Raw genomic sequence first — 17,922 nt, 5'->3', positions numbered from 1 at the left:
TGCAAACCTCCGGTTTGACGCTCATGCCGATACCTCCAGCACGTTTGACGCAATCCCCTGATCCTCGTGCCAATAGCGCAAGAGCATGTTTTCCGCCGCGTGCAGCCTGTAGTCCGCAGAGGCGCGCATGTCCGAAAGCGGTGTGAAATCCTCTCCCATCTTCGCCATCGCCGCGCGCATGGTCTTTTCGCTCCAGTCCGCGCGTGTCAGTGCCGCCTCGACAGCGGATGCGCGTTTCGGGGTTCCGGCCATACCGCCAAAGGCGATGCGCGCGTTTGTGACCTTGCCGTCGGTCACGGTGATATTGACCGCGCCGCACACGGCGGAAATGTCCTGATCGAACCGTTTGGAAAGCTTGTAGACCTTCAGCCCCGGCGCGTGGCGCGGGATCGTGACCGCTTCGACGAATTCACCCTTGGCGCGGTCCTGTTTGCCATAGGTGACGAAGAATTCCTCGATCGGCATCTCGCGGCGGTGATCGCCTGCCCGCAGGTGCAGGGTCGCCGCCAGCGCGATCAGCGCCGGCGGGTTGTCCCCGATGGGCGAACCATTGGCGATATTGCCGCCGATGGTGGCCGCCGCGCGGACCTGCGCCGAGCCGTAGCGGCGGATCATCTCGGCATAGGAGGGGTGCAGGTCTTTGACCGCTCGCAAGACCCGGTCCATCGTCACACCCGCGCCGATGCGGAGGGTGTCGTCGCTCTCTTCGATCTGTTGCAGCTCGGTGCAGCGGTTCAGGAAGATCACGTCGTCCAGATCGAGCAGCGACTTGGTCACCCAGAGGCCCACATCGGTCGCCCCTGCGATCAGCGTCGCGTCGGGGTGCCTGGCGTAGGTCGTCGCAAGGTCCTCGAGCGTTTGCGGCGCGGAGACGCGGGGGGGCTGTCTGCCCCCCAGACCCCCCGAAGGGTATTTATGGCCCAAAGAAGCCGGGAGCGTGTCGGTCATCCAGGAGGGCACGGATGCGTCTTTCGCCGCTTCTGCCGCGCGGATGATCGGCGCATAGCCGGTGCAGCGGCAGAGGTTGCCCGCCAGCGCGTCGTCATGGCCGGTGTCGCCATTGAGATGCGCCACAGCCATCGACACGACGAAGCCCGGCGTGCAAAAGCCGCATTGCGAACCGTGGTGGTCGATCATCGCCTCTTGTACCGGGTGCAGTACACCATCCGGTCCGCTGATGCCTTCAACCGTGCGCACCGCGCAGCCATCAAGCTGGGGCAGGAACAGGATGCATGCATTGAGCGCCCGCGCGCCGCGTGTGTCGGTGACCATCACCGTGCAGGCGCCGCAATCGCCTTCGTTGCAGCCTTCCTTGGTTCCCGTCAGGCCACGCTCTTCTCGCAGCCAGTCAAGCAGCGTGACGGTTGGCGACACGTCTCGCAACTCCACGCTCTCTCCGTTCAGAAGAAAGGTGATATCCATGTGAAATAACCTGCCGCCTTACCGTCATGCCCCGGTTTTTGCGCGCCCTCGATGCGGCGTAGAAGATGCGCGGGGTATCCCTGTTATGTGCTCAGGCTAGGCAAGGCGGCGATGGTTTGGCAAGAGGTTTCGTGATTTTGCGCCTGACCTGACGCAAAGTTTGCCTGTTCCGGCGACCTTTTGGGCCGTTGCCGACCAAGGCGCGGGCCGAATTGCGAAGAGCGTGTCGAACCGAAGTCTTGGGCTTTTCAGCCGCGCGTGTACTGCATACTGTGGCGCCATGGCTGATCCCCGATTCATTCACCTGCGTGTGCATTCCGAATATTCGCTTCTTGAAGGGGCGATGCGGCTCAAGAAATTGCCGTTCCTGTGCATCGACAAGGGCATGCCGGCAGTCGCCCTGACCGACACGAACAACCTGTTTGCCGCGCTCGAGTTTTCGGTGGGTGCGGCGGATGCGGGAATCCAGCCGATCATCGGTTGTCAGGTCGATCTGCGCATCGCCGATCCCGCACCGGGAGAGCGCGCCAAGCCGCCAGCGCCCGTGGTTCTGCTTGCGCAATCCGAAATCGGATATGAGCATCTGATGAAGCTCAACTCCTGTCTCTATCTGCGCCATGACGGAGAGCTGCCGCATGTCACGCTGGACGAGTTGGAGCGGCACTGCGAGGGCGTGATCTGCCTGACCGGTGGCCCTGACGGCGCGATCGGCCGCGTGTTGCAGCAGGGCAATCGTGGCGCGGCCGAAGCCGTCATGCAGCGGCTGGCGGGGATGTTCGGTGACCGGCTTTATGTCGAAGTGCAACGCCATCCGGGCGAGTCCGGCTTGCCCGAAAACGAACGCGCCACCGAGCGCCCCTTTGTCGAGATGGCCTATGCGATGGGTCTGCCGCTGGTGGCGACAAACGATGTCTATTTCCCGAAATCCGACATGTACGAAGCGCATGATGCGTTGATCTGCATTGCGGACGGGGCTTATGTCGACCAGCAGGAACCGCGCCGCCGCCTGACGCCGCAGCATTACTTCAAGTCGCCACAGGAAATGGTGACGCTGTTTGCCGATCTTCCGGAAGCGATTGATAATACGGTTGAAATCGCCAAGCGCTGTGCTTTCATGGCCTATCGGCGTGATCCGATCCTGCCGAAATTCGCCGATGACGAGGTCGAGGAACTCAAACGGCAGGCGCGTGCGGGGTTGAAGGACCGGCTTGCCGTGATCCCGCATGCGGCCCCGGTGGAGGACTACGAGAAACGGCTGGAATTCGAGATGGGCATCATCGAAGGGATGGGCTTTCCCGGCTATTTCCTGATCGTTGCCGATTTCATCAAATGGGCCAAGGATCACGACATCCCGGTGGGGCCGGGGCGCGGTTCGGGCGCGGGGTCACTGGTGGCCTATGCGCTGACCATCACCGACCTTGACCCGCTGCGCTATCAACTGCTGTTCGAGCGGTTCCTGAACCCCGAACGTGTGTCGATGCCCGACTTCGACATCGACTTCTGCATGGACCGCCGCGAAGAGGTGATCCGCTATGTTCAGGACAAGTACGGCAGCGACAAGGTCGGCCAGATCATCACCTTTGGCGCGCTTCTGTCCAAGGCTGCGGTGCGCGATGTGGGGCGGGTGTTGCAGATGCCCTACGGTCAGGTGGACCGCCTGTCCAAGATGATCCCGGTGGAGGGCGTGAAGCCTGTCAGCATCGAAAAGGCACTCAAGGACGAACCCCGCCTGCGCGAGATGGCGCGCGAGGAAGAGGTGGTGGACCGTCTTCTGACCTATGGCCAGCAGGTCGAAGGGCTGTTGCGCAACGCATCGACCCACGCCGCCGGTGTGGTGATCGGGGACCGCCCGCTGGACGCGCTGGTGCCGCTTTATCAAGACCCGCGCTCGGACATGCCGGCGACCCAGTTCAACATGAAATGGGTCGAACAAGCAGGGTTGGTGAAATTCGACTTCCTTGGCCTCAAGACGCTGACCGTGATCCAGTACGCGCTGGACATGATCTTCAAGACGGGACGGCCCTTGCATGTCGCCGCCGACGGAACGGAACTCTACCAGCCGTTCGAGGGGGCCGAGAACGACATCGGGCAGATCCCGCTCGATGACGAGGCGACCTACAAGCTTTATGCCGCTGCCAAGACCGTGGCCGTTTTCCAGGTGGAAAGCTCGGGCATGATGGATGCGCTCAAGCGCATGAGGCCCACCTGTATCGAGGACATCGTGGCGCTTGTGGCGCTTTACCGTCCCGGCCCGATGGAGAACATCCCGACCTATTGCGAGGTCAAGAACGGGCTGAAAGAGCGCGAGTCGGTGCATCCTTTGATCGACCATATCCTTGAGGAAACCCAAGGCATCATCGTCTACCAGGAACAGGTGATGCAGATTGCGCAGGTCATGGCGGGGTACAGCCTTGGCGGTGCCGACCTGCTGCGCCGTGCGATGGGCAAGAAGATCAAGGAGGCGATGGACGCCGAGCGCCCCAAGTTCGAAAAGGGCGCGGCGGAAAACGGCGTCGAGGCGAAGAAGGCCAGCGAGGTGTTCGACCTCTTGGAGAAATTCGCCAATTACGGTTTCAACAAATCCCACGCCGCCGCTTACGCGGTGGTCAGCTACCAGACGGCATGGCTCAAGGCCAACCATCCGGTCGAATTCATGGCAGGCGTCATGAATTGCGATATTCACCTGACCGACAAGCTGGGCGTGTTCTTCGAAGAGGTGAAGAAAGGCCTAAGCCTGCCTTGGGTGCCGCCTTGCGTGAACCGGTCGCAGGCGATGTTCGACGTACGCGACGGTGCGCTGGTCTATGCGCTGGGCGCGCTCAAGAACGTTGGTGTGGAGGCGATGAAGCTCATCGTCGATGGGCGCGGGGATAAACCCTTTGTTAACCTTTTCGATGTTGCCCGCCGGGTCGATCTCAAACGCGTCGGCAAACGGCCCTTGGAAATGCTGGCCCGGTCCGGTGCGTTCGATCAGCTGGATCGCAACCGCCGTCGCGTCTATGAAAGCCTTGACGCGCTGGTGGGCTATTCCGCCGCGATCCACGATCAACGCGCCTCGGCGCAGGTGTCGCTGTTCGGTGAGGCAGGCGACGACCTGCCCGAACCGCGTCTGTCGCCGGTCAGCGACTGGCTGCCCGCCGAACGCCTGTCCGAGGAATTCAAGGCGGTCGGGTTCTACCTGTCGGGACATCCGCTTGACGATTACATGACCGCGCTCAAGCGCAAGGGCGCGATGACGCTGGATGACGTGCTGGCCAAGGCGCAGAACGGGCCTTGCGTGGTCAAGATGGCGGGTGTGGTTGCCGGCCGCCAGGAACGCAAATCCGCCCGTGGCAACCGCTTTGCCTTTGCCCAGCTCAGCGATCCGACGGGAGCTTATGAGGTCACGCTGTTCTCGGACACGTTGGAGGCAGCCCGCGATCACCTGGAGACCGGGTCGAAGGTCATGGTGACCTGCGAAGCGACGCTGGAATCCGACCAGCTCAAGTTGCTGGGCCGATCCGTGGCCCCGGTCGATATCGCTGTTGCGGATTCGATCAGTATGGGATTGCGCATCTTTGTCGATGAACCCGATGTGGTGGCTCATGTGGCGTCGGTTCTGGCGCGCGCGGCGGATCAACTGCCGAAGGCGGGCAAGGGTCCGATCCGCATCTGCTGTCTCAACGCGCCGGGGCTGCCGGGCGAGGTGGACGTGGCGCTGGCGCGCGAGTTTCCCGTCACACCGGAAATCAAGGGCGCGATCAAGTCGCTGGGCGGCGTTCTTGATGTTGAAGAGCTGTAAGCCGCTCACCTGACGGGGACGTCGCTGGACGACACCACAGGCCCTCGTTACGTTGCCCCGAGGGAATATGAGGGATTCCATGACTCGTTTCGCTGCGATGCTTTTCGCCGCCAGCCTGCTTGCCGGATGCGCCACCGATCCATTGCAGGACGTGCCGCGCCTGTCGGGCGCCGATGTCAGTGACAGCGATATTCAGGCCGCTATTCGTGCCGAGCCTGATGAAGGGGATGTGACCGACGCTGCGTCTGCTCCGCAAAGCCGGGGATTTCTCGGGCGCCTGCTGGGCGGTGCCGCCGATCCTGAACCGACCCCAGCAGAGGCCGAAGCGGATCTTGACGAAGCGGCAACCGCACCGGAAGACACATCCGCCACCAACACCACCGAAGCACCGCGCGGCGGCCTGTTGGGCTTTCTCAGCCGCGCCGCCCGCGACGCCCAGGCGCCCGCCGGGGAGGGCACCACCGAGGTTGCCGCCATCCCGCCGCAGACACAAAGCGACGCGCCCACAACCGGCATTTTCGGCAACGCCGTCGCGAATGGTGGTCCCGGACCCGACGACCCGGATTACCGGATTGTCCCGATGGGCACCGTGCTGCCTTATGGCACGCTGGCCCGTGTCTGTGACGTGCCGGACCGCCAGCTTGGCGCGCGGGTCGAGGGCTATCCCGACAAACGCAACACCTATGCCATTTACGATTCCCAGCCGGGCAACACCGCGCCGCACGCGTTTTTTGTGACCGGGTTTGGCGATGGCTGTGCCCGACAGTTCACAGCAGCGCTGGCCATGTTCGGCAGCCCCGAAACCCATGAGCAGTTGCGCTATGGCCTGCCTTCCAAGGTGCAACCCTACTCCACGACGGACGCCGCGTATGAAACCCTCAAGTCGCGGATTTGCCGGGTTGGCAAGGGCAAGCCTTGCGGATCGGCGATGTCCCGGCTTTCGCGCGATACCGTGTTTGTCAGCGTGTACGGAACCTTCGGATCGAACCCGGTGTGGAAGACGATCCTGCTCCATGATGGCACCGTGATCGAGACGGACATTCGCGGCAATTGAGTCCGGGCGGGTTTTCCTTTGAAGGAAAACGCGTCGTTTTTCGAAAAACGACCCCGCGCCTAGTAGTGCGGTGGGCGTTCATCCCCAAGGACGATGCCCCCTGTGCCTTCGGAGTCGCGCTGGGCCTCACGCATCATCAACATCTCGACCCGCGCGGTCAGGCGGTCGATTTCCTTGGCTTGGGCCGCCACCGTATCCGACAGGTCGTCGGTGACACGGATCAGGTGGGCAAGGCGTTCTTCGAGGGCGGTGATATCCATGTGCGACAGATGCGCATCCCGACGCCCGATGGCAAGAGGGGAATGGGTCAGCACGCGAACCCTATTGTTTCGCGCGCGAAACATTGGGTCCGAAGCGGTCCTTTTAACCGGTCTTTGCCCATCTGGCACGAACGCCACCCGCGCCGCCGCTTGCCCCGCTGGGTCGCAGCGTTTAGAGGAGGCGCGACACTCAGGCCCAAGCGGGAATTGACCATGGCAAAAGACAAAAAAGCCCCCAAGCCCAAGGCGCAGACGCCCAAGGGCTTCCGCGACTATTTCGGCGCAGAAGTGACCGAACGCGCCGACATGCTGGCGCAGATTGCCGGGGTCTATCATCGCTACGGGTTTGACGCGCTGGAAAGTGCCGCGGTCGAGACGGTCGAGGCGCTGGGCAAGTTCCTGCCGGATGTGGACCGCCCGAACGAAGGTGTGTTCGCCTGGCAGGAAGACGAGGACGACGGCAAAGGCGACTGGCTTGCGTTGCGCTATGATCTGACGGCTCCTCTGGCACGGGTTTACGCGCAGCACCGGAACGATCTGCCGCTGCCGTATCGGCGCTATGCAATGGGTCCGGTCTGGCGCAATGAAAAGCCGGGACCGGGGCGGTTTCGCCAGTTTTATCAATGTGATGCAGATACGGTTGGGGCCGCGTCCGTAGCGGCGGATGCCGAGATTTGCGCAATGCTGGCGGATTGCCTCGAGACCGTGGGGATTCCGCGTGGGGACTACATTGTTCGGGTGAACAACCGGAAGGTTCTGAACGGAGTGCTGGAGTCGATTGGTCTGGGTGATGACGGTCAGCGCGACGCCGTGCTGCGCACCATCGACAAGTTCGACAAGGTCGGTGAGGCTGGCGTGCGCGAGTTGCTGGGCAAGGGGCGGCTGGATGCCTCTGGCGCTTATATCGACGGCGTTGGCCTGAGCGATGCCCAGGTCGAGCCCGTTATCGCGTTCTTAACCTCCAAGGGTGAGACTGCCGCGCAGACGATAGAGAATCTGAAGGCGGCGGTCGGTGACAGTGCAATTGGTGCGGAAGGTGTGGCAGAGCTTGAACAGATCGCTGATCTGTTGGGTGCTGGCGGCTATGGCCCTGATCGGATCGAGATTGATCCATCGGTTGTACGCGGTCTTGGCTATTACACCGGCCCCGTGTTCGAGGCCGAGCTTACCTTTGATATCATTGACGAAAAAGGACGCAAACGGCAGTTCGGATCGGTCGCAGGCGGTGGCCGCTATGATGATCTGGTCAAACGGTTCACCGGTCAGCCGGTCCCCGCCACGGGTGTCAGCATCGGCGTGGATCGGCTTCTCGCCGCCCTGCGTGAAAAAGGCCGGATCGGCAGCCAGAGCCATGGTCCTGTGGTGGTCACCGTCATGGATCGTGACCGCATGGGCGATTATCAGGCGATGGTGGCCGAACTGCGCAGCGCGGGCATCCGGGCCGAGGTCTATCTGGGTAATCCGAAGAATTTCGGCAATCAGTTGAAATACGCGGACAAGCGCAATGCGCCGGTTGCGGTGATCGAAGGCGGCGACGAAAAGGCAAATGGCGTGGTGCAGATCAAGGATCTGATCCTTGGCGCGAAAATCGCGGAAAGCGCCAGTCTGGAAGAGTGGCAGGACCGGCCCAACCAGTTCGAAGTGCCGCGTGCCGATCTGGTCGCCAAGGTGCGCGAGATCCTCGAAAGCTATTCCTGATGGCGCAGAGCAACCCTGAAAAGTCGCGCATCCGGATCGAGGCCGAGATGATCTGCGAGAGCTTCGTTGCCGATGGGGCGTCGCGGTTCGAGACCGATATCCTTTTGCCTGCGGAAGTGCTTTTGGACCTCTATGGCGAGGATATCCGTGCGCGGGCCTATGTGACGTCCGATCCGGAGCGGGGTGAGATGATGTTGCGCCCGGACTTCACCGTGCCGGTGGTGCAGTATCACATGGACGGCGATGGGCGCCCGGCCAGCTATACCTATTTCGGAGAAGTGTTCCGCAAGCAGGAAGATCATCCCGACCGGCGCAGTGAATATATGCAGGTCGGCTACGAACAGTTCGGTGGCCGCGATCCGGCCGAGGCGGATGCGCAAGTGTTCGGACGGTTCTCCGAGGTGCTGGCCCCGTTGAACCTGCGGGCGGCGACAGGAGATATCGGTATCCTGATCGCGATGGTCGGCGGGCTTCGCACAACCCCGGAACGGCGCGTGGCCCTGATGCGGCATATCTGGCGGCCGGCCCGGTTCACCGCGCTGGTCAAACGCTTTGCGGGTCTCGCTCCGGTACCCCCGTCGCGGGCTGCGCTGCTGGCGTCGCCAGTGCCCATGGACGCAGAGAACGTGATGATCGGGCTTCGCAGTGAGCGCGAGATCGCTGTCCGGATCGAGGCGCTTCGCGCAGATGCTGCCGAGGCTCCGATGCCAGGTGAAGAGGTCGAGCTGATCTCTTCCGTGCTGTCAGTGTCCGAGACCTGTCCAAACGCCCTTGCACATCTGCGCGATATTTCGGTGGACCTGCCGGGCATCCTGCCTGCGCTTGACCGGTTCGAGGCGCGGTGCGAGGCGATGGCGCGGCGCGGTGTCGACGTCGACAGTTTGCAGTTCGAAGCCTCTTACGGGCGCACCTCGATGGAGTATTACGATGGGTTCGTCTTTGGTTTCTATTCCGAAGCGCGACCCGATCTTCCGCCGGTGGCGACAGGCGGGCGCTATGATGCCCTGACAAGACGATTGGGGCAGGGGCGCGAGATTCCGGCTGTGGGTGGGGTGATCCGGCCCGACCTGGTGCTTGATCTTGGGGGGCTGCCATGACGATCAAACTGGGTGTGCCGTCCAAGGGGCGGCTGATGGAAAAGACCTTTGCCTGGTTCGGCGCGCGTGGTGTGACGTTGTCGCGCACCGGATCGGACCGCGAATATGCGGGCGCGGTGGAAGGGGTCGCGGGTGTTGAACTCGTGCTTTTGTCGGCGGGGGAAATTCCGCGCGAACTGGCGGCGGGGCGCATTCACCTTGGGGTCACGGGCAATGATCTGATCGAGGAAAAGCTGGTGCAATGGGACCAGAAGGTCCAACCGCTGGCGCCGTTGGGGTTTGGACAGGCCAATCTGATCGTGGCGGTGCCGCAATGCTGGGTCGATGTGGACACGCTTGACGATCTGGATGGTGCTGCCGCGGCATTTCGGGCGCGGCACGGATTCCGGATGCGGATCGCAACCAAGTATCACCGGCTTGTGCGGGATTACCTGCGCCGCGGCGGCGTGGCGGATTATCAGCTTGTCGACAGCCAGGGCGCGACCGAAGGAACGGTCAAGAACCTGACGGCCGAGGCGGTTGCCGACATCACCTCGACCGGCGAAACATTGCGGGCGAACCATCTGAAAATCCTTGATGAACCGCCGATTCTGGAAAGTCAGGCGACCCTGTTCCGCAGTCGGATGGCGGAAAAGTCGGACGCGGATCGCGCGGTCTTGCGGGAATTGATCGACCGGCTGGGGGTGTAGCGGGGGAAAATCCTTTGAAGGATTTGACAAAACGCGTTGACGCGTTTTGGCGCCTTAAACGTAGCGCAGGAACAGATCCCGCAGGGGGACATGTGCCCTGAGACGCGTTGCCAGAAGAAACAGCCCCGCCGCCTTGCGTTGCAGGTACAACACTTCGGTTGGCGGGATCTGCCGGATCGACCGGTCGCGGCCCAGGGCCATTCCAGGCAGGTCGTTGTTCAGCGATGGCGCCAGGATCGCACGGGACTGTGCGACCAGATCCGGTGAAACTGTGCGGGTCGCGCCGAAATCCAGCAGGACCAGTTTGCCCCGCCCGCGCATCCGGCAATCCATCTGAGGCCGATCCGGTTCATTCCGCAGATTCGAGTTTGTCCTGCGTTCTGGTGTCGAAATCCGACGCATCGTGACGTTCGCGCAATTGCTCGCTTGGGTCGCCCGAGGCGCGATTGACCATGCGACCCCGTTTCACCGCTGCGCGGGCGTCTATCGCCTTGGCCCAGCGAAGGACGTTCTTGTAGCTTTCGACGTCAAGGAATTCTGCCGCGCTGTAGAGTCGGCCAAGCACCAGTCCGCCATACCATGGCCAGATCGCCATGTCGGCGATGGTGTAGTCGGGGCCGCTGATGAAGTCGCGATCTGCCAGTTGGCGATCCAGCACATCAAGCTGGCGTTTGGTTTCCATCGCGAAGCGGTTGATCGGGTATTCCATCGGTTCCGGCGCATAGGCGTAGAAATGGCCAAAACCGCCGCCAAGATAGGGGGCGCTGCCCATTTGCCAGAACAGCCAGCTTAGCATTTCGGCGCGGTTTTCCTTTGAGCCCAGGAAAGCGTCGAACTTTTCCGCGAGATGCATCAGGATCGCGGCGGATTCGAACACGCGCACTGGTTCGGGACCGGAGCGGTCGAGCAAAGCCGGGATCTTGGAGTTCGGATTGATGTCGACAAAGCCGGAACCGAATTGGTCACCGTCGCCGATCTTGATCAGCCACGCATCGTATTCGGCGTCTGTGTGACCAGCGGCGAGCAGTTCTTCAAAAAGGATCGTGACCTTTTGCCCGTTGGGTGTTGCGAGGCTGTAAAGCTGGAACGGATGTTTGCCGACATCCAGCGTCTTGTCATGGGTGGCACCTGCCACGGGACGGTTGGTGCTGGCGAATTTGCCACCGTTCTCTGCGTCCCATGTCCAGACTTTGGGGGGTGTGTAGCTGTCGGTCATGTCATGTGTCCTGATCGTTGCATTCTTGTTCTCCAACCTAAGGGCTGCGCCGGGAACTACCAGTGCAGGTGCGCAGAAGGCATGTGCGCCAAGGCGTCAGAGAACCCCGATTTCGGCCAGCGCGCCGGCCAGTTCGGGGGGCAGTGTATCGTCGTTTTCGCGCGATTTGCCAAGGTCGGGTGGGGCATCTTCGGGTTTGAGATAGCGCCAGCCCTGAAACGGGCGTTTGGGGGCCGTGGCGGTGCGGATCAGGTCCGGGTCCAGAACGATGGCACAGCGGCGGATGCCGTCATCGCCAATCCGTTCTTCAAGTCCGATGATGCGCTGCCGGGCCTGAAGGAGTCCCTTGACCACCCAGTAAATCGACCCGCCGTTCAACAGTTCTTTCTCGCGCTTGGGCCACATCCGGGTGATGTGGTAATAGTGCCCGCCCGCCCGTTGTTTAGAACGGTTGCGTTGCCAGTCCTCGATCTGTTCCACGCTCTCGGAGCCGACAGAGAGTTTGATGAGATGGATCAGGTCCGACATGAGTGCCCCCTTTGTGCGCAACATAGCCTGAGGGAAGGGGGGCGCAAGTGGCCGTCCTTCATGAAACCGCAACAACGCTAAGGTGACGGGAAGGCCGCATGTCCCTGCGCACATCCGACGAATTTTTTATCCGCACCCTGCGCAGTCGACTTGTGTGGCGAAACGTGGTCCTTATCAGACGGATCACCTTTGAAAGACACATCGTGCAAGAGAGAACAGACAAAATCGCACTTGCGATCGTGATCAGCATTTTTGCGCTGATTCTGTTCGATCTCATGGGTTTGATCATCAAACATCTGTCACCACGCTACAGCGCGGCGGAACTGTCGGCCTATCGCAATCTTTTCGGGTTGGTGCCCAGTGTCATCGCGCTTTGGTTGAACGCGACATGGCGCAGGGGTGGGCGCAGTCTCAGGATACGGCAGTGGAAACTTGCCGCTGCGCGTGGCATTGCCGTGACTTTTGCGCAGCTGATGTTCTATATTTCCCTGGGTCTGATGGCCTTTGCCACGACGACGACAATTTCATATTCGACGGCGCTTTTTACCACGGCGCTGGCCTATCCGCTTCTGAGGGAGCGCGTGGGTCTTGTCCGGTGGTCGGCGGTTGCGCTCGGATTCGTTGGCGTGGTGATGATCATGCGCCCCGGAAGCGAGTCATTTTCGTGGTACATGCTGTTGCCTCTGGGGGCATCGGCGCTTTATGCCTATTCGGGGGTTGTTGCGCGCTTGATTGATCCTGACGTGCCGACGGCCCTGTTCAATCTGTATTCTTCGGTTTTTGCCGCTGTCGGATCGTTTCTGCTGGCCCTGTCGGTCAGTCGCTTTACCCCGATTGCAAGCCTGAATGACCTTGGATTCATCGTGCTTATGGGCATGTTCGGGGGATCGGCAGTGCTGTGCCTGGTGGTGTCGTTTCGGATGACGGAGCCAAGTAACCTGGCGCCCTTCAGCTATTTCGGGATTCCCATCGCGTTTGTTCTGGGATGGGTGTTTTTTGATGAAGCCCCGATTGACGATCTGCTGCCCGGTGCGCTTTTGATTGTCTTGGCAGGGCTGTTGATCATCTACCGGGAGCAGAGACTGGGGCATGCGGCGCGCGTTGCGAAACGGGCGGACCGGTCGAGGCGCGAAGGCAAATTGTGATCTGACGAAGGGCTGGACTGTCCAGGGTCATTTTCGACCGGGACGCATCGACGCCAAGCCGCCTCTCGGCGTCTTGGCCTGCGGATTACTTTGCCGCGCGTTTTTTGGGTTTGGCCGCAGGGGTGTCGTCCTGTGTCGCCGCTTCCCGTTCAAGGCGGGTCTTGCGCAGGCGCTGAGTCTTGGCTTCGCGTTTTTCGGTTTCGGTGTCGAGGATGTCGCGCACGACGCGCGTTGTCTTGTCCATCACCGTTTCGGCACGAGGGGCCGCGGGTTTGAACAGGGTATCTTTGTTCAGTTTTGCCATTTTCAATCTCCTTGAGGGCGGGCCTTTGTGGCCGTGCCTGATGTTTCGGGAGCAGAAATGAAAAAGCGGGCACCGTCCGAAGACCGCGCCCGCTTTTCAATCAGTCGCGCAGTGGCTTATGCCAAAGCAAGATTTGTCGCGCTTTCGCGGCCGTCACGGCCGGCTTCAACATCGAACGTCACTGCCTGACCATCGTCGAGCTGGTGAATACCGGCCCGCTCGAGGGCGGAAATGTGAACGAAGATGTCTTTCGAGCCATGCTCGGGTGCGATAAAGCCAAAACCTTTTTGGCCGTTGAACCATTTCACGGTGCCATTTGCCATCGTGTCGTCTCCTAAAGTAAATGCCATCCGCAACATGCGATGGCCCGGCTCAGTGTCTTCGTAGGATCGACTGAGGCCGTGAGGAAACAGAAGGTCGACGGAGTATTCTTAGCACTTTTCATATGGACCTTCACCGGTCGAATTACAACGCCTATCGGTGAATGGGGGAAAATGAGTCTGGTCCGGTCAGGGGAACAGGCGAAGTTATCCACAAGGTTCTCCACAGAAGGCGCAGGATGTGGTATGGGTGTTGCCCGTGCATTCAATACGTTGTGGAAATGCGGAAAGTTCGTCTATTTTGTAATTCCGGTCAAAGATTCGTAATGAACCGTTGACCGGAATAATCGCTGAGTAGCTCAAGCGGATAGAGCACCCTGCTGCAGCTCACACTGCAACTCTAAGACAGGGAGGTTGTGGGTTCAAGTCCCGCCTCAGCGCCCACTCTCAAATGGAGAATCGCCGCCATGTCTCGCTTTACCGCCCCGATTGCTGAACAGATCTGGGATATGAAATACCGCCTGAAAGAGGCTGATGGGGCGGTTCTGGACCGCACCGTCGAGGATACATGGCGTCGGATCGCGCGGTCTTTGGCCGAGGTCGAGGCAGAGCCAGCGGTCTGGGAAGAGAAATTCTTCGGTGCGCTTGAGGATTTCAAATACCTTCCCGCCGGCCGGATCACGGCAGGCGCGGGCACGGCGCGGTCGGTGACGTTGTTCAATTGCTTTGTCATGGGCACCATCCCCGACAGCATGGGCGGCATTTTCGAGATGCTCAAAGAGGCCGCGCTGACGATGCAGCAGGGCGGCGGGATCGGGTACGATTTCAGCACCATCCGGCCCAAGGGAGCAGGGGTCAAAGGTGTGGCGGCGGACGCATCCGGGCCGCTGTCCTTCATGGATGTGTGGGACGCGATGTGCCGCACGATCATGTCTGCCGGATCACGACGTGGTGCGATGATGGCGACGATGCGCTGCGATCACCCGGATATCGAGGATTTCATCGGGGCCAAGGCGGATGCCGCGCGGCTGCGCATGTTCAACCTGTCGGTGCTGGTGACCGATGATTTCATGGAAGCGGTCAAGGCAGACAGGTCGTGGGATCTGGAATTCGACGGCACCGTCTATCGCACGGTTCAGGCGCGCGATCTGTGGAACCGGATCATGAAGGCGACCTATGAATATGCCGAACCGGGTGTGATCTTCATCGACCGGATCAATCAGGCCAACAACCTCAGCTATTGCGAAACCATCGCGGCGACGAATCCTTGCGGCGAACAGCCCTTGCCGCCTTATGGCGCGTGTTTGCTGGGCTCGATCAACATGGCGCGGCTGGTCACCGACCCGTTTGGCGACGCTGCGGCGCTGGATGTGGACGCGCTGAACGAACTGGTCGCCCTGGCCGTGCGGATGATGGACAACGTCGTGGACGCATCCAAATTCCCGCTGGAGGCGCAGGCGCGCGAGGCACAGGCAAAGCGGCGGATCGGGCTGGGTGTGACCGGATTGGCCGATGCCCTGCTGATGCTGGGCCTGCGCTATGGATCGGACGAGGCGGCGCGACAGACCGAGGACTGGTTGCACGCGATCGCCCGCGCCGCTTACCTCGCTTCGGTGCAATTGGCCAAGGAGAAAGGCGCCTTTCCGCTTTTTGACGCCGATGCGTTTCTGGCAAGTGGGGCGATGGCGCAGATGGACGAAGACGTGCGCGCGGCGATCCGCGAACATGGCATCCGCAACGCACTGCTCACATCCATTGCGCCGACGGGCACCATCTCGCTTTATGCCGGGAACGTGTCGTCGGGGATCGAGCCGGTCTTTGCCTATGCCTACAACCGCAAGGTCTTGCAGAAGGACGGCACCCGGACCGAGGAAGAGGTGGTCGATTACGCGGTGCAGATGTGGCGCGAAAAGTTCGGCGACCGCGACTTGCCCGAGTACTTCGTGAACGCCCAGACGCTGGCCCCGCTGGAGCATGTCAAGATGCAGGCGGCGGCGCAGAAATGGGTGGATTCGTCGATTTCCAAGACGATCAACTGCCCGGAGGATATCAGCTTCGAGGCGTTCAAGGACGTCTATATGGAGGCTTACGAGACCGGTTGTAAGGGCTGTACGACCTACCGGCCGAACGAGGTGACGGGGTCGGTTCTTTCGGTGTCCGAAGAGAAGGCATCGGATGCACCAGAGGTGGTGACTTCGTCGGATGAGGAACCGCAGCAGCCGCATGGCGACGTGATCTACATGTCCGAGCCTTTGGATCGGCCCAAGGCGCTGGAAGGCGCAACCTACAAGCTGAAATGGCCCGACAGCGAGCACGCGATTTACCTCACGATCAACGACATCATCGTCGGCGGGCACAGGCGGCCGTTCGAGGTGTTCATCAACTCCAAGAACATGGAGCATTTCGCCTGGACCGTGGCGCTGACCCGGATGATCTCGGCGGTGTTCCGGCGGGGTGGAGATGTGTCCTTCGTGGTCGAGGAACTCAAGGCGGTGTTCGATCCGCGCGGCGGGGCATGGGTGCAGGGCAAGTACATCCCGTCGATCCTGGCCGCGATTGGCGGCGTGATCGAACAGCATTTCATCGCTATCGGGTTTCTGGAAGGCGAAGGTATGGGCCTCAAATCCGATCCGCAGGCGCAGGTTGTGAACCTCGACGCGCCGCGTGGCAAAGCCTGCCCTTCTTGCGGTCAGTATGACATGCGCATGATCGAAGGCTGCATGACATGTGGGTCTTGTGGACACAGCAAGTGCGGCTGATCTGACGCCATTTGAGGTGAGTTGACGCTGTAGCATTTGGGGTCGTCACCGCCTTGAGGATCAGCTATTCGTCAGCGAAACTTGATGGCACCAAAAGTCTGGGTGTCGCATTGGACACCGTTGGTCCGAGATGTCTTCGGGCGATTGGGCGTCTAGCGGTGACCGACCCAGCCACGATCATCGGTAAATGCACGTCCGGGCGTGATCCGCACAGGGTCATATCCGGTTGGCAGCGCCTTCAACGGTACGAGAGGCGTCGCAGATGCTGCCAGCACGATATTCGCCCGCCCGCGCGTGCTGATCGGACCCTGTACCGTGTCGATATGTGGGTAAAGGTCGCTGAGGATAGCATGAATGCCGCGGGCAAGAGGACCATCGGGAACATCGATCAGGTTCACATAGACCGGCCCGTCAACGATTGACCGAAGCCGTGTGTAGGTTTCCATCGTGGCAAGATGCGCCGGGACAGACCCTGACGAAAATGCGTCCATCACAACGGCGTCGAACGCGCGATGTGTCTCGTTCAGAAACACCCGACCATCTGCGTGGACGATGCCCAAACGTCCAGCCTCGTCAGCGCGTCGGGACTGCGCATCATACCCTGCACGTTTGATCATCGCCCCGGCCCAAGGCAGGTGCTGGCGCACAACATTCGTGACAAGCGGATCAATTTCCACCGCGACCGCCTGCGCCGTGGGTCGCGTTTCCAACAGCTTGGTCGGAAGGGTATACCCGCCGCCACCGATGAACAGAACCGAAGGCTCTGGCCCCAGATCGCGATCCATGCGTGCCCAGATCCATTGCGCATAGGGCATCACAAGGTCGGGGGGCGCTTGGGGTGTGTCCGCGTTCGTCAAAGTCCGCTCGGCCGCCTGCTGGGTGCGGTCGGAATACAGGAAAACGGTGCTGCCCTGGGCCACCACGTCGATACAGGACAGCCCGGATTCGTAGCGGCAGACCGGACCACTGACAAAGCTCAACAGGATGACACCCCCCGCAACCCCAAGCAAACGTCTTGGGTCGGTGTTCTGGTCACTGCCGCCGTCGCGCGGTGATTTGCCCTTGATGAACGGGACACAGAGCAGCGCCACGATTGCGCACCCCGCAAAGGTGGCCACCGAACCGACCAGCGGCAGCGCGACAAAACCCGCAAGGATCGCACCGAAAATCGCGCCAAGCGACCCCGCCGCCAGAACAAGCCCAAGCGATGAGCCTTCCCGCCCCGGTCGCGCCTCGACCGCCAGTCTGGCCAGCAGCGGCGATGGCAATGTCACAAGCACCGACGCCGGGAAGAAGGCGACGAAAACAGCAAGAAGCATCCCGCCGGTGTCCCGTGCGCCCAGAGCGTAGATCAGGCCAAGCACGGTGGGCGACAGTGCCATCAAGATCGCCGTCGCAACCAGCGCCTTTTGAACGGTTCTTGTCGCCTCATGCCGTTCTTTTTCCGCCACGAGTCCACCAAGCGCGCTGCCCACCGAGAATCCGGCCAAAATGGTCGCGATCACCGCGGTCCAGGTCACCAGCGAGGTGCCGAAAAAAGGTGCAAGCACGCGACCGGCCGCAATTTCGTAGGTCAATCCGATCGTGGACAGGACAAGGATCAGGCTGATCGTGATCCAGAACTGCATGATATCTTCCCCGACTATTCC

At 61.2% G+C, this 17,922-nt stretch carries 15 protein-coding genes and 1 tRNA gene; 8 read left to right on the top strand and 8 right to left on the bottom strand.

The annotated features are described in order from the left end of the window. Positions 1-21 precede the first annotated feature (21 nt). Positions 22-1,422 carry a xanthine dehydrogenase small subunit gene (xdhA, locus tag ACTIEN_RS06530; protein ID WP_439522309.1) on the bottom strand — a complete coding sequence of 467 codons (1,401 nt, stop codon included), beginning with the start codon at positions 1,420-1,422 and terminating at the stop codon, positions 22-24. A 280-nt stretch (positions 1,423-1,702) separates the two neighbouring features. Between xdhA and dnaE the strand changes: the two genes are divergently transcribed. Both dnaE and ACTIEN_RS06520 read left to right on the top strand, forming a co-directional pair. Further along, a complete protein-coding gene (gene dnaE / locus ACTIEN_RS06525; RefSeq protein WP_439522308.1) occupies positions 1,703-5,203 on the top strand; it encodes a DNA polymerase III subunit alpha in 3,501 nt (1,166 codons plus the stop codon). 79 nt (positions 5,204-5,282) lie between these two features. Further along, positions 5,283-6,257 (top strand): hypothetical protein, encoded by a 975-nt coding sequence (locus tag ACTIEN_RS06520; RefSeq protein ID WP_439522307.1) that lies wholly within the window; start codon positions 5,283-5,285, stop codon positions 6,255-6,257. Positions 6,258-6,316: 59 nt separating this feature from the next. On the opposite strand, the gene ACTIEN_RS06515 is transcribed toward ACTIEN_RS06520, so the two are convergent. Continuing rightward, a complete protein-coding gene (locus ACTIEN_RS06515) occupies positions 6,317-6,517 on the bottom strand; it encodes a SlyX family protein (RefSeq protein ID WP_439522324.1) in 201 nt (66 codons plus the stop codon). Between the two features lie 213 nt (positions 6,518-6,730). Between ACTIEN_RS06515 and hisS the strand changes: the two genes are divergently transcribed. The 3 genes from hisS to hisG are packed head-to-tail and all read left to right on the top strand — an operon-like array spanning position 6,731 to position 10,001. Then, on the top strand, positions 6,731-8,215 hold the full coding sequence (gene hisS / locus ACTIEN_RS06510; protein WP_439522306.1) for a histidine--tRNA ligase: 1,485 nt from the start codon (positions 6,731-6,733) through the stop codon (positions 8,213-8,215). Next, on the top strand, positions 8,215-9,312 hold the full coding sequence (locus ACTIEN_RS06505) for an ATP phosphoribosyltransferase regulatory subunit (protein ID WP_439522305.1): 1,098 nt from the start codon (positions 8,215-8,217) through the stop codon (positions 9,310-9,312). The genes hisS and ACTIEN_RS06505 overlap by 1 nt, the downstream gene beginning before the upstream one ends. Beyond that, a complete protein-coding gene (gene hisG / locus ACTIEN_RS06500; RefSeq protein WP_439522304.1) occupies positions 9,309-10,001 on the top strand; it encodes an ATP phosphoribosyltransferase in 693 nt (230 codons plus the stop codon). The genes ACTIEN_RS06505 and hisG overlap by 4 nt, the downstream gene beginning before the upstream one ends. 54 nt (positions 10,002-10,055) lie before the next feature. On the opposite strand, the gene ACTIEN_RS06495 is transcribed toward hisG, so the two are convergent. The 3 genes from ACTIEN_RS06495 to ACTIEN_RS06485 form a co-directional block, all read right to left on the bottom strand. Next, positions 10,056-10,334, bottom strand: a complete 279-nt coding sequence (locus ACTIEN_RS06495; RefSeq protein WP_439522303.1) for a hypothetical protein — start codon at positions 10,332-10,334, stop codon at positions 10,056-10,058. Positions 10,335-10,350: 16 nt separating this feature from the next. Then, a complete protein-coding gene (yghU, locus tag ACTIEN_RS06490; protein WP_439522302.1) occupies positions 10,351-11,217 on the bottom strand; it encodes a glutathione-dependent disulfide-bond oxidoreductase in 867 nt (288 codons plus the stop codon). A gap of 96 nt (positions 11,218-11,313) precedes the next feature. Continuing rightward, complete coding sequence (locus ACTIEN_RS06485) at positions 11,314-11,745, bottom strand: DUF1489 family protein (RefSeq protein ID WP_439522301.1); 432 nt, start codon at positions 11,743-11,745, stop codon at positions 11,314-11,316. A 203-nt stretch (positions 11,746-11,948) separates the two neighbouring features. Here ACTIEN_RS06485 and ACTIEN_RS06480 point away from each other — a divergent pair, with 203 nt between their 5' ends. After that, complete coding sequence (locus ACTIEN_RS06480) at positions 11,949-12,890, top strand: DMT family transporter (RefSeq protein ID WP_439522300.1); 942 nt, start codon at positions 11,949-11,951, stop codon at positions 12,888-12,890. Positions 12,891-12,975: 85 nt separating this feature from the next. Here ACTIEN_RS06480 and ACTIEN_RS06475 read toward each other — a convergent pair whose 3' ends face one another. Together ACTIEN_RS06475 and ACTIEN_RS06470 are read right to left on the bottom strand one after the other, a co-directional pair. After that, positions 12,976-13,194 (bottom strand): hypothetical protein, encoded by a 219-nt coding sequence (locus ACTIEN_RS06475; protein WP_439522299.1) that lies wholly within the window; start codon positions 13,192-13,194, stop codon positions 12,976-12,978. A 116-nt stretch (positions 13,195-13,310) separates the two neighbouring features. After that, a complete protein-coding gene (locus tag ACTIEN_RS06470; RefSeq protein WP_439522298.1) occupies positions 13,311-13,517 on the bottom strand; it encodes a cold-shock protein in 207 nt (68 codons plus the stop codon). A 345-nt stretch (positions 13,518-13,862) separates the two neighbouring features. Between ACTIEN_RS06470 and ACTIEN_RS06465 the strand changes: the two genes are divergently transcribed. Both ACTIEN_RS06465 and ACTIEN_RS06460 read left to right on the top strand, forming a co-directional pair. Next, positions 13,863-13,958 (top strand) — tRNA-OTHER (locus ACTIEN_RS06465). Between the two features lie 23 nt (positions 13,959-13,981). Continuing rightward, positions 13,982-16,273 (top strand): adenosylcobalamin-dependent ribonucleoside-diphosphate reductase, encoded by a 2,292-nt coding sequence (locus tag ACTIEN_RS06460; RefSeq protein ID WP_439522297.1) that lies wholly within the window; start codon positions 13,982-13,984, stop codon positions 16,271-16,273. 152 nt (positions 16,274-16,425) lie between these two features. Here the strand turns inward: ACTIEN_RS06460 and ACTIEN_RS06455 are convergent, their stop codons facing one another. Further along, entirely contained in the window at positions 16,426-17,901 is a 1,476-nt protein-coding gene (locus tag ACTIEN_RS06455; protein WP_439522296.1) for a fused MFS/spermidine synthase, read from the bottom strand. Positions 17,902-17,922 lie beyond the last annotated feature (21 nt).

Origin of the sequence: Marivita sp. (assembly GCF_051859345.1) — a bacterium.
GTDB lineage: Bacteria > Pseudomonadota > Alphaproteobacteria > Rhodobacterales > Rhodobacteraceae > Marivita.
This window is presented reverse-complemented; position numbering and strand designations above follow the sequence as displayed.

Excerpts from the sequence above, each read along its gene's own strand:
- hisS (WP_439522306.1), top strand. The coding sequence starts at position 6,731 with ATGGCAAAAGACAAAAAAGCCCCCAAGCCCAAGGCGCAGACGCCCAAG.
- ACTIEN_RS06470 (WP_439522298.1), bottom strand. The coding sequence starts at position 13,517 with ATGGCAAATGGCACCGTGAAATGGTTCAACGGCCAAAAAGGTTTTGGC.
- ACTIEN_RS06460 (WP_439522297.1), top strand. The coding sequence starts at position 13,982 with ATGTCTCGCTTTACCGCCCCGATTGCTGAACAGATCTGGGATATGAAA.
- ACTIEN_RS06455 (WP_439522296.1), bottom strand. The coding sequence starts at position 17,901 with ATGCAGTTCTGGATCACGATCAGCCTGATCCTTGTCCTGTCCACGATC.
- ACTIEN_RS06505 (WP_439522305.1), top strand. The coding sequence starts at position 8,215 with ATGGCGCAGAGCAACCCTGAAAAGTCGCGCATCCGGATCGAGGCCGAG.
- dnaE (WP_439522308.1), top strand. The coding sequence starts at position 1,703 with ATGGCTGATCCCCGATTCATTCACCTGCGTGTGCATTCCGAATATTCG.
- ACTIEN_RS06485 (WP_439522301.1), bottom strand. The coding sequence starts at position 11,745 with ATGTCGGACCTGATCCATCTCATCAAACTCTCTGTCGGCTCCGAGAGC.
- ACTIEN_RS06520 (WP_439522307.1), top strand. The coding sequence starts at position 5,283 with ATGACTCGTTTCGCTGCGATGCTTTTCGCCGCCAGCCTGCTTGCCGGA.
- hisG (WP_439522304.1), top strand. The coding sequence starts at position 9,309 with ATGACGATCAAACTGGGTGTGCCGTCCAAGGGGCGGCTGATGGAAAAG.
- xdhA (WP_439522309.1), bottom strand. The coding sequence starts at position 1,422 with ATGGATATCACCTTTCTTCTGAACGGAGAGAGCGTGGAGTTGCGAGAC.
- ACTIEN_RS06475 (WP_439522299.1), bottom strand. The coding sequence starts at position 13,194 with ATGGCAAAACTGAACAAAGATACCCTGTTCAAACCCGCGGCCCCTCGT.
- ACTIEN_RS06495 (WP_439522303.1), bottom strand. The coding sequence starts at position 10,334 with ATGGATTGCCGGATGCGCGGGCGGGGCAAACTGGTCCTGCTGGATTTC.
- ACTIEN_RS06515 (WP_439522324.1), bottom strand. The coding sequence starts at position 6,517 with ATGGATATCACCGCCCTCGAAGAACGCCTTGCCCACCTGATCCGTGTC.
- yghU (WP_439522302.1), bottom strand. The coding sequence starts at position 11,217 with ATGACCGACAGCTACACACCCCCCAAAGTCTGGACATGGGACGCAGAG.